This is a genomic window from Saccharopolyspora mangrovi, from assembly GCF_035320975.1.
Taxonomy (GTDB): Bacteria; Actinomycetota; Actinomycetes; order Mycobacteriales; family Pseudonocardiaceae; genus Saccharopolyspora; species Saccharopolyspora mangrovi.
Window position 1 is genome coordinate 59675 of record NZ_JAWLNX010000036.1, and the last position, 10958, is coordinate 70632.

A 10958-nucleotide genomic window follows, 5' to 3' on the forward strand; every position below is an offset into this window, starting at 1 on the left:
CGGTGAACCGTCCGCGAACGACCGATCACTTCGTGCGAAGTTGGATCCCGTCCTGGACCGAGGGATCGAGAACTCCGTCGCGGACCAGGTTCGGCGGCACCATGAACCAGGGCTGCGACCGGCCCTCCGGTGCCCACACCGGCAGGTAGGACTGGTCGATCAGCGAGATCGCGAAGTCCGTCGACACCTCGTTCCCCCTGCCCAGGGCCGCGGTCCCCTGCCACGGCATCACCGCCGACCCGCCCAGCGGCACGAAGCGGAAGCGACCCGGCTCCGGGCGCAGCGACAGGCTCATCCGGACCCGGTCGTGGCGCCACATCGCGGCGTAGTCGAGCTCGGCGTCCACGTGCTTGTTGGCCAGGTAGGTGATCGTCTCGTCCCAGGCCAGCGCCAGCAGCTCGCGGCGGGTGCCGCCCAGCACGGGGTCCGCCAGGTCGAACGGCTCGGCGTAGACCCGGCGGGAGAACTCCACCGGCTCCTCCCCGCCGTGCGGGACGTCGACCGCGTGCACGATCGAGCGGAACATCGCCGCGAAGCGCGGCTGACCGGGACAACCCGGATCGCGCTCGTCGGCCTCGGCCAGCGCGCGGCGCGGGTCGGCGCGCACGTCCAGCCCCGACAGGGCCGATTCGTAGCGGTCGCGGTGGCGGGCCAGCAACTCGGCGCGCTCGTCGGCGTCACCGCATCCGAACTCCGCCGCCGCCTCGTCGATGTTGCGCACCTCGACCACCCGGTCCGCGCCGGTCAGCGCCAGCATCCGCCGGAACTCCCGCTGGTAGTCGCGGTACCGGCTGACGTCGCGGACCCGGAAGTGGCTCGGATCGGCCAGCGCGGTCACCCGGATCCCCGGCGGGTGCACCCGTCTCGTCGCGGCGTCGAGCTGCAGCACTCTCGCCAACATCGCGACCTCGGCCAGGTCCGGCAGTCCGCCGAGCGCCTTGAGCCGCGAACCGTCCTGCTTCGTCGGCGGCCCCAGCAGCACGAACTCGGCGGGCTCGCCCGACGAGACCGCGCGGGAGAGGTCGTCCTCGGCCTGCTCCACCGGGTAGGCCGACCGGGAGGCGCCGAACAGCTTCGCCTGCACGACCTGCCAGATCGCCCTCGCGGTCCCCGTCTCGATCGCGGCCACCCGGTCACCGAGCCGGGCCCCGGTCTCCACCGCCTTCCGGCACAGCGCGGCCACGATCCCCGCCTGCTCATCACCGGTGAGCCGGACCCCCTGCCGCCACAGCGTCGGCCGGGTGCGCAGCTCGCCCAACCGCAGCTGGGCGATCGAGGTGGCGTGCGACAGGCCCGGTCTCGCCAGGTGCCCGCGCCCCAGCGGAACCGGCTGCGGCAGCGTCTCGAAGGTGGCGATGGCGTCTTCCCGGTCCACCCCGGTGAACCCGGGCGCCGCGACCGGGACCACCAGGGCCTGCGGAAACACCTCCGCCAAGGCGATGCGGTTGGCTTCCTTGTCGTCGAAGGCGGCCACCGGCTCCCAGCCGGTCATGCCGCGCAGCGCCGCGACCTTCTGCTCCCCGACGTCGGCGCCCTCGGCGCTGGTGCGCAGCGCGAGGTGACCGAGACCGTGCCGCGCGAGGGACTCTTCGGTGGCCGCGCGCATCCGGTGCCGCCGGCCGGTCAGCAGCACCACCCGGCCACCGGCCTGCTCGACGTCGCCGGCGAACCGCCGGACACCGGGCGCGAGCTCGTCGGTCAGCAGCGCCTCCCGGTCCCAGGAGATCGCGCGCCGGAACTCCGCGTGCTCCACGTCGTCCGGCAGGCCGGCGAGCTCGCGGAACGGCCGCCAGCCCGGCTCGTACAACCCGGGCAGCACCGGCAGCGGACCGGTGACGCCGATCGCGGCCAGCGCTTCGCGCACGCGCGCGCGGGGGTGGAAGGCGCAGAAGTCCAGGTCCAGGGCCACCACCGGGCGAGGCGCGCCGGGATCCCTGCGGTGAGCGGTCGCCCGGTCCTTGACCAGCCGCAACACCTCCTGCAGCAGCTCGTGCTGGGCCGTCGGGACGTGGTGCGCGAACCGGTTCCACGGGTGGTCCCCGGCCAGCACCGACAGCAGCCCCGCCGAGCAGAACCGCAGCTCCTCGGCCAGGACCGCGGTCGTGGCCGGGCTGATCGCGATCAGCAGGTGGTGCAGCCGGGTGATCGCCTCCGCCACGCGGGAAGGCTCGGTCGGCGCCAGGTCCGGCACCACGATCCGGCCGCTCGGCAGGTGAACGCCCGGCTCGCCGACCGGGACCTCCCCGGCCGCCAGCAGGCCGCGGACGGTGATGACCACCGGCCGCACGACGAGCTCGACCAGATCGTCCTCGGCGAGATCCGGCGGATCCGACAGCGGGACCGTGCCGCGGGGAGCGGTTCCGACCAGGCAGTACTTCGCGAGAAGGGGGTCGCGCGCGAGTTCCTCCAGCGCGCGTTCCGGCAGCGTGCCGGTTGCGTACACCGCGTCTCCTTATCGATTGCAGCGCTCATCAGGCCTTCCACGTGCGCGGATGGCGGCTGCGCGAGGAGACGCGAAGTTCGGCTCGACCGAAACCGACCGCTACCGATCGGCGAACCCGCAGGTCACTGCGGAGGAACGCGGGTCAGCGGCGGTTCGGAGCGGGGTCCGGGAGACCGCAACGCGAAAGTCTGCGAGCGGTCATTCACCGTCGACGAGTTGCACCGGAGCGAGCCCGTTCGGCTCGTCCATCCGACGAAGCGCGGCGCGGGCGCGTCGGTGGAGCTCCCGGCGCGAGATCCAGCCCGCCGCGTAGTGCCGGTACGCCTGGGCCACCAGCACCAGCTCGGCGAGGTGATCGGCGTAGGGCTCGCGGAACTCCGGCGGCAGCTGCCGCATCGACTGAAGGTGGCCGTCCACGATCTCGTCCAGCACCCGCGCGCTGGCCCGCGCGCGAGCCCGGCGAGAACGAGGGGCGTGCTCGCCCGGCGGGAACTCAGCGATCCTCATCGACAGCCCATCCGCTTTAGCACCGACTCGATGCACCAGTTCGCTCGTATGGTTTACCCCTTCAGGTCGAATCCGGTAACCAAAACCGACCAGAAAGACGCCGCAAACCGCCCAAGATCGTCCGAACGGACGCACCGAGGCTGGTCCGGAGGTGTCAGCGGAACCTTCCACTCCCGCTGAGCGGGGGGAGTTTCAGCGGAAACCTCCCTCCCCCGGCTCCAGGAGGGATCCCCAGGTGGGGCCCTGAGGGCTCGGGGCGGGGGAAGTTCCGGTGGGAACTCCGGTCAGCTGTACGGGGCCCACTGGGTGTCCAGATCGCCTTCCCGGATCGTGCGCAGCCGCCAGCTGAACTGCTCGCGCACGCTCGGGTTGGTACGCAGGATCGGCAGCACCCCGGTGGTGATCTTGAGTTCCCGCAGCTCGCGGAGCACCGGGAAGCCCTCCCACGACGTGATGTCGAAGCCGTAGGCGTCGGCCAGCTCGCGATGCCACTCGGCCGGGTAGCCCATCCGCAGGCTGCCCACCGCGATCGGCGTCAGGTCCCACTCGGGCTGCCCGATGCACAGCGAGTCCAGATCGCACAGCAGCGGGCCGTCCGGGCCACCGATCACGTTGCCCAGGTGGGCGTCGGCGTGGATGACCGCGCGCGGCAGCGGGAATTCCAGCTCGCCGAGCTGCTCTTCCAGGTAGTCGCAGCGCTCCTGGAGGAACCGGTGGTCCTCCGGGTCGATGTCGACCGCGTCGTCCAGCCGGCGCCGGATGTCGGCCATCGGTTTCCAAGGCTTGAAGGTCTCCTCGGCAAGCGGCTGGGAGTGCATCTGCCGCAGCAGATTCCCCAGGTCAGCGCTGCCCGGAACCCGGCCGTCCTCGGGGACGTACTGCCACAGCGTCGCGCAGTGCGCGCCCGAGCTGACCGGTTGCTCCACACCCGGCAGCAACCGGACCGCGGGCACCCCGTGCATCGCCAGCCAGTGCGCGGCCTCGACTGCGGTGCGGGCCCGGTGAGCGAAGGACGGGGACAGCACCAGACGGACGATCACGGGTTCGTCCCGAAGCAGGAAAACCCCGTTGTTGATGAACCTGATCAGCCGGGCACCACGCGGGTTCAGGCCGACGGTCTCGCAGATCTCGGTCAGCGCCAGTTCCAGTTCCGGCGGGACGCACTGACCCTGTTGAACCTGGTATGTCTTCATGCTCATTGTTCTCGCAACCGACGTCACGCCGGCGGGCCGCCCTGGCGGGCCGACCTCACGCCTGGCGGAACCGCCGGACTTCCTCGAAGAGGTCACGGGAATCCGAGTTCGCCCGGTGCTTGCCCGCTTCCAGCTCCAGTGGTTTGAGCCGGTCGGCGACCCGGGCGGACTTCACGCGCTCACCGAACTGCAGCGCGCGACGCCCGACCTTCAGGCCTTCCTGAACGTCGCCGGCCCGGAAGTGGTTGGTTGCCTGCAGACTCAGCCCGAAAACGTGGGTTCGCTGCATGTCCGCGCCATAGGCCTCGTTGCACTTGATGGTCTCCGCGACCGCGATCGAGGCGTGCTTCTTGGGATCGAACACCGCCAGCGCGTCGTGCGCGGAGCCGATCATGCCGTGCAGGTCGTTCTCGGTGAAGAAGCGGACCCAGTCCGGAGCGTCGTCCACGTTGGCGCGGGCGAACTCGTCCTTCGTGCGGCCCACCATCTTCTGCACCTGGTCGGGCTTGTTGAGCATCCCGTAGGCCCACGCCTCGTTCGCGCACAGCACCGCGACGGTCAGCGAGGAACCCGATTCCTGCGCGGCGATCTGGCCGAGCTGGAACAGCTTCAACGCCTCGTTGGGCTCCTGGTAGTGCAGGTAGACCCGGCCCATCCGGTACAGCACGCTGGCGACGAGGCTGTCGTCATCGGCGCGCTTGGCGAACTCCAGGGCGCGGCCGAAGTGGCTGCGCGCCGGGTCCAGCAGGCCCACGTCGAACGAGGTCCAACCGGCCAGGCTGTGCATGTCGGCGAGCGCCACGAACAGCTGCTTGCGCACGGGGTCGCTGGAGGTCGAATCCAGCAGCTGCTGGGCCCACGAGAGCTGCGCGACCACGGCATCGCGGCAGGTGCCGCCGCCGTAGCGGTAGTCGAGGTCGCGCAGGGCCTTCGTGGCAGCCTGGATCTGCTGGACATCGGTCATCCCGATGCGGGCCGGAGCCGGAGTCGAGGCGCTGGCGGGCGCCCAGGCACTGTCCTCGGTGCCGAACACCGCTGCGCCCATCGTCACCGCGGCCGCGTGGGACAGGAACTTCCGACGCTTCACCGATTCGTCCTCCTCAGCTTCCAGGGCGTTCGTCGCTTTCGCGACCCGCATCGCGGTCGCCCCGTCGTAAGCGAGGCCCATGTAGCCCCGCGGGATGCCGAGCCCGTCGGCTATTCGGGCCAACACGTCGTACGCCATGACCTGTCGACCCTTGAGGATCTCGGACACCTCGGACTGGGATTGCCCGGTCGAGGCGGCGATCTGCCGCTGCGAGACCCCGTGCCGGCGCAGTTGCCGGTAGACCTCGCTGACGTCTCTCCGGGCCAGCGCATCCCGCATGTCCCGCTCGTTCCAGACGTCGGGAGTAACGGGCGAGCCGCCAGATCCGATGATGTTCATTTGACCCCCTGACGCTCTGAACGGGCGTTGCTCGCAGAGTAAGCGCACTGCGGCAACTCGGTGAAGCCCGTATCGGTAGAGGTGATCGGTTGCGGTGAAGTCCGCTTACCGCTCGTCGCGGCCTTCGGTCCGGTCGTCGCCCGTCCTCTAGGCGACGCGACCGCCAGGCACCAATGTAGTCATCAGCAAGCAGCGAGCACAGACGGGATCTGGGGCACAGGCGATGGACATTCGAGCGACGAACTCGCGGCAGGAGGGTGACGGAACCCCGTACGTTCCGGAACCCGCCGACCGCCGTCGCTGGTGGCACGTCGACTGTCGCGATGTCGCGAACGCGCATCGGAGCCTGGCCGTGCTCGTCAATCGGGACAAGGTCGTGCTCGTCGGACCGCCCGGCCACGCCGCGGAGCTCGAAAACCGCGGTGCCGGTCAGTTGTCGATGGCGTTGCGGGATGCCGCAGCGCAGGCGAGAAAGTGACGGTGGACGTCTCATGGACGAGATCCTGGGGCAGGTGTTGCGCAGCGCGGTGCGTGAGCGGCTCGATGTGCTTTCCGAGCTCGCCGACCGCGCGGACGCGTCCTCCCTGCTGTCCGTGGCGCGCTCCGAACTCCCGCGGCTGACCGCGGGATGGCGAGCGCTGCTCACCGCGCACGAAGCCGACGAGAAGGGCAACTGCCCTGAGTGCTCCGGACGTCGACGCCCCACGAAAGCACCGTGCTCGGTGTGGGAATCGGCGTACGAGCACCTGGTGGCGGGCGCCCTAGCACCCCGTCCCGCACGGCACCTGCGTCCGGCGCACGCACTGCAGCCGGCCACGCCGGTGCCGTAAGCCGGCGGACTCGGCCCCGGACAGCAGCACCTCCTCCCCGACCCGGGACGCCGAGCAACCGCTGAGGTGGCGGCCGATGAGCGCTTAGTCGCGAATCCCCGACCCCGGCCAACGCGAGTCGGCCGCCACCAAGCTCCACCCCTTGAGAACCGAAAAGTCTTCCGCGGGCCGGTGCTGACGCACTCCCCTCCCCCCGACCGGTACCGGTCCGCGGACTCCAACCACTCCGGAACACCGTTTCCCCGGACGGCCCGGAGTTGGAAAAGGCCCTGGACGCGAATTCCCCGACTCGCGCCCAGGGCCTTTCCTTATCTTCAGGGAGATCGCCTGGCCAACCCGACCCACGTCAGGCAACCGGCGAAGCCGGTTTCTCCTCACCCCACCTGAGCAACCGGCACCGCCGCGGGTTCTGAGCGGCTCTCTGGTGAGGACAGCCGTAGCGCCGTGTATTGGACATACACAAGTCTCGGATCCCGGAGCCAGAGAGTCGCTCAGGTTCCGCTTCTGGCACCGCCATGCACAGGGACCACGGAGTCTTGTGACTACGATGCAACCACGTCGCCGACCGGACCCGCAGTCCATTCGGCGAAGCGTTCTCACTTCCGCCGAAGTCTGGCCTTCCTGGCGAACTCGTCGTCCAGTCGCAACCCCACCTGCGGCGAAACCCCCCGAGGCGCAGGAACGTTCGGCGGTTCGACGAGGTGCGTCCGATCCGCCGGAACCATCGCCCAGGGTTGGCGCGGTCCCAGCAGCGGCGAGTAGACCGGGACGAATCCCTGGTCCTGCAGCGAGATCGCGAAGTCGATGGCGACGTGGCCGCGCGGGTCGAGGACTCCGGTGCCCTGCCAGGGCAGCAGCCCGGAGCCGCCGAGGTAGGTGAACCCGAGGCAGCCGTGGCGCACCGCGCTGAGGGTCAGCCGGACCCGGTGGGGGAACATCCGCTCGTAGCCGAACTCGTCGTCGACCTGCATCGTCGCCATGTAGCGGATGACCGTGTGCCAGGCGCGGCGCAGCACCGCGCGGCGTCCCTGGCGGATTTCGGCGGACGCGCTGGGGTCGGTGACGTTGTAGATGTCGGTGTACAGCGCCGCCGACCACTCCATCCGGTCCGTGCCGGGCGGGACCGTGACCGGCACCGAGTAGACCAACGACATCAGGATTTCCCGGAACAGGCCGATGACGTGCGGTGCGAAGTCGGTTTCGGCGGTCGACCAGTCGTGCACCGCTTCCAGGGTGCGCAGCGGGTTGTCGGTGATGTCGAAGTCGCGCAGCCGGTCGCTGAGCAGCTTCCGGTAGTTGGCGATGCGGCGCGAGCGCTCCGCGGGCAGGCCGGGTCCGAGCCGCTGCTCGGCGACTTCGTCGATGTCGGCCACGGTCGTGCGGTCGCCGATGCCGACGAGGTCGACGTACTCGCGCAGCTTCCGCTGGTAGGCGTCGGCGATCGCGGCGGGCCGGCTCCGGAAGTGCCTGCCGTCGGTGAGGATGTTGAAGTGCAGGCCCGGCGGGTGCACGGCGGCGACGGCGCGCTGCATCTCGCGCAGCCGGGCCATCGCGCCGAGTTCGGCGAGGTCGGGCAGCGGGCCGGAGGCCTTGAGCCGGTTCAGGCACTGCTTGACCGGGAAGCCGAGCAGCACCACGTCGATGGGTTCGCCGGCGCGCACCGGCGCTTCGGCGTCCCGCGCGAGGTCGTCGAGCCGGTAGTTCGCGCGGGAGCCCTTGATGAACTGCTTGCGGGTGAGCACGTGGTGCAGCGCGGCCAGCACGCGTTCGACGTCGTCCGGGCGTTCGTCCAGGCCGAACTTCGCGACCGCGCTCCGGCCGGTGCGCAGCGCGGCCCGGTCGGTGTCGGCGATGATCGAGTCCACGATGGACTGCGTTTCGCCTTCGGTGAGGTGCACCGCCCAGCGGCGGGCGAGCCGGTTGCGGCGCATCGCGCCGATCTGCAGCTCTTCCAGGGAGTGCGTGTTGGACAGCTTCGGCCCGCCGGGCGCGCTCGGCCGGGTCTCGAAGGTGGCGATCACGGCGGCGTCGTCGGTTCGCCGCTGCGGGACCAGGCCCGGGATCTCCACGGCGACCGGCAGCGCGTCGCCGAACTCAGCGCGCACGGCCGTCCGGTTCTCCGGTTCGTCGTCGAAGACGGCGACCACGTCCAGTCCGCCGAGCGCGCGGATCCGCTCCGCCTTGACCTCGGCGGTCGGTCGGGTCGCGTCGTCGGCCACGACCAGCAGGGTCGCGTCCGGGACGCCGGCTTCGGCGAGCACTTCGGCGGTGACCTCGCGGAACCGCTCCTTGCGGGCGGTGCAGAAGACCACCAGGCCGCCGGCGTCCTGCACGTCCCAGACGAAGCGGGCCAGGCCGGGGTTGACGTGGTCGGTGCGCAGCCGTTCGCGCGGCCGGGATTGGAAGGCGCGCAGGAAGTCCCCGCGCAGCCCGTCCCAGTCGACCGCCGGGTAGCGCTCGCCGAGCCCGGTGGCGCTGACGAAGTCCTCCCAGCTGCCGGGCACGTGCGTGGGCAGCACCGGCAGGGTGGCCGGGCCGGCGAGTTCGAGGATGCCGCCGGGCGCGCCGGGGCGCGGCCCCGAGATCACGCGGGCGGCGTCGGTGATCCGCTGGAGCGGGACGAGTCCGCACAGGTCGACGTCGATGACCACGGCGGGCCGGGGCGCGTCCGGGTTCCAGCGGCGTTCGCGGGTGCTCTGCTGGACTCGGTCGAGCACGGACTTGAGCACCGCGTCCTGGTCCTCCGGGACGGTGTGCGCGTAGCTCTGCAGCGGCTGCTCGCCGGAGAGCAGCTCGGCGGTGTGCGGAGCGAGGTAGCGCAGCTCCTCGCCGATGACCCGCCGCACGGCGTCGCGGACCTCGCGGGCCCGGTCGTCGGCGCGCAGCGCGGCGAACCCGTCGCCGAGCCGTTCCAGCGTGCTGACCAGCGCCCGCACCCCGGTGGTGACCTCGGCGCGGCTGGGTTCGGCGGTGATCCGCTCGTGGTCGGTGACCACGATCCGGCCGGTGGCCTGCAGCTCCGGGGAGAGCTCGACGGCGAAACCGGTCTCGTCCAGTGCGAACAGGCCGAGCCCGTGGGTGTCCAACGCCAGCCGGAACACCCGCAGCAGCGGCCGGACGAAGTGCTCCAGGAAGTGGTCGAGCTCGTCCTCGCGGCGCGCGAACCGGTTGTCCAGCACGACGCGCAGCAGTTTCGGCGCGCCGTCGGCGTCCGGGTGCAGCAGCGCGCCGAGGTCGGCGGCGATGGTGCCGCCGGGGTGCCTCGGGTGCGCGGGGGCGGGGTCGACGACGCGCAGCAGAGCGGTGGTTCCGGTTCCGGTGTCCACGACGGCGCCGGGAACGGGTTGCGTGGCGCAGTGCATGCGCAGTTCGGGGTCGCCGGACACGACAGCGTTGAACCGCTCCCAGCTGCGGAGTTCGCGCAGCGCGCGGTCCCGGGAGTCGATGGCTTGCACGCGAACGGCGCGTTCTCGTCGCCCAACGGTCACCCGCGCGTCCGGGAACGGCACCTTCGGGCCGGTCCCGGGACCGTGCAGCGAGGCCAGCACCCGGTGCGCCAGTTCGCGGTGCTCACCGGAGAGCAGGTCGACGCGTTCCGCCGGGACCTCGGTGACCTGCGGTGATCCGGTGCGCTCGGGGGTCAGCGAGCCGGTGAGCCGGTTCAGCCACGCCGCGTCGAAGACCCGCCGGGTGCGCCGGAGCCGGACCAGGGCGCGGTAGAGATCGGCCCAGGTCGCTTCGGATCCGAGCGGGATGCCGGTGCCGACACCGGCCAGCAGCAGTCCGCCTTCGCGGTCCCGCTCCACCCAGAGGCCGTAGCCCCCGGCGGTGAGCAGGTCGTTGGCCTCCGCGACGGTGAGCGCGCGCCAGGGTCCCGGTGCCGGGAGCTCCTGCGCCGACCGGTCGTCCCGCGCGTGGTCCTCCGCCAGCAACGGCAGGTCCGTCTCCGCCTGTCGAGCCGTCACGGTCTCCCGAGCCGTCACGGGGCCGAGAGGGTGGTTTCGGCACACCGGCGAGCGAACCCGGGTACGGCAAGCAGACGGAGGGCAGCCGTGCAGTAACCCACAATGACCCTTCTGTCACGGAGAATGACGACCCTCGTCACACTAGATAGCGACCCTCCGCGTTGACAACATGACTCAATGCATACCGATTTCCTGTAACGCTCCCCGGCCACCCGGGCCGAATGACGTTTTCACCCGCACGTGATGTAACACTTGACAAAGGTCAAGCAACGCCTGGCGATTTCACCCTTTCGACTTACGATGTCGCGGCATGTCCGGAACGCGCGGATCTCGGCTCAGCAGCAGACTGGGCGGCAGAACTCCGATCAGGGAGGCGCATTGCCTGCAGAAACAGCACCGCTGCGGCGCAAGCCCGTGCAGCAGCGGAGTGCCCAACGAGTGGAGAAGATGCTCGCCGCCACCGCCGCCCTCATCGACGAGGTGGGCTACGACGGATTAACAACCACCCTCATCGCGGAACGGGCCGGAGTGGCGGTCGGGTCGCTGTACCAGTTCTTCCCGGACAAGCGCGCCGTCGTGCAGGAGCTGACGCTG

At 70.8% G+C, this 10958-nt stretch carries 8 protein-coding genes; 3 read left to right on the top strand and 5 right to left on the bottom strand.

The genetic code is table 11. The features are described from left to right. Positions 1–25: 25 nt before the first annotated feature. The 4 genes from R4I43_RS32115 to R4I43_RS32130 all read right to left on the bottom strand — a co-directional run bounded on the left by R4I43_RS32115 (position 26) and on the right by R4I43_RS32130 (position 5569). Positions 26–2443 carry an L-tyrosine/L-tryptophan isonitrile synthase family protein gene (locus R4I43_RS32115; protein ID WP_324269477.1) on the bottom strand — a complete coding sequence of 806 codons (2418 nt, stop codon included), beginning with the start codon at positions 2441–2443 and terminating at the stop codon, positions 26–28. A gap of 198 nt (positions 2444–2641) precedes the next feature. Further along, positions 2642–2950 (bottom strand): hypothetical protein, encoded by a 309-nt coding sequence (locus R4I43_RS32120; protein ID WP_324269478.1) that lies wholly within the window; start codon positions 2948–2950, stop codon positions 2642–2644. Positions 2951–3234: 284 nt separating this feature from the next. Continuing rightward, positions 3235–4143: a phosphotransferase enzyme family protein gene (locus tag R4I43_RS32125; protein WP_324269479.1), complete on the bottom strand. Its 909-nt coding sequence runs from the start codon at positions 4141–4143 to the stop codon at positions 3235–3237. Positions 4144–4198: 55 nt separating this feature from the next. Beyond that, entirely contained in the window at positions 4199–5569 is a 1371-nt protein-coding gene (locus R4I43_RS32130; RefSeq protein ID WP_324269480.1) for a helix-turn-helix domain-containing protein, read from the bottom strand. Between the two features lie 352 nt (positions 5570–5921). Here R4I43_RS32130 and R4I43_RS32135 point away from each other — a divergent pair, with 352 nt between their 5' ends. Continuing rightward, positions 5922–6047: a hypothetical protein gene (locus R4I43_RS32135; protein WP_324269481.1), complete on the top strand. Its 126-nt coding sequence runs from the start codon at positions 5922–5924 to the stop codon at positions 6045–6047. A 13-nt stretch (positions 6048–6060) separates the two neighbouring features. Continuing rightward, positions 6061–6399, top strand: coding sequence for a hypothetical protein (locus tag R4I43_RS32140; protein ID WP_210968025.1), 339 nt, complete (start codon positions 6061–6063; stop codon positions 6397–6399). Positions 6400–6995: 596 nt separating this feature from the next. Here R4I43_RS32140 and R4I43_RS32145 read toward each other — a convergent pair. Then, entirely contained in the window at positions 6996–10382 is a 3387-nt protein-coding gene (locus R4I43_RS32145) for an L-tyrosine/L-tryptophan isonitrile synthase family protein (protein ID WP_324269482.1), read from the bottom strand. Positions 10383–10616: 234 nt separating this feature from the next. Here R4I43_RS32145 and R4I43_RS32150 point away from each other — a divergent pair. Then, positions 10617–10958 (top strand): helix-turn-helix domain-containing protein (locus tag R4I43_RS32150; RefSeq protein ID WP_324269483.1); only part of this gene is annotated, 342 nt, incomplete at its 3' end.

Bases quoted from the DNA above. Each gene is read 5' to 3' on its own strand.
- R4I43_RS32125 (WP_324269479.1), bottom strand. From the start codon at position 4,143: ATGAAGACATACCAGGTTCAACAGGGTCAGTGCGTCCCGCCGGAACTG.
- R4I43_RS32130 (WP_324269480.1), bottom strand. From the start codon at position 5,569: ATGAACATCATCGGATCTGGCGGCTCGCCCGTTACTCCCGACGTCTGG.
- R4I43_RS32140 (WP_210968025.1), top strand. From the start codon at position 6,061: ATGGACGAGATCCTGGGGCAGGTGTTGCGCAGCGCGGTGCGTGAGCGG.
- R4I43_RS32120 (WP_324269478.1), bottom strand. From the start codon at position 2,950: ATGAGGATCGCTGAGTTCCCGCCGGGCGAGCACGCCCCTCGTTCTCGC.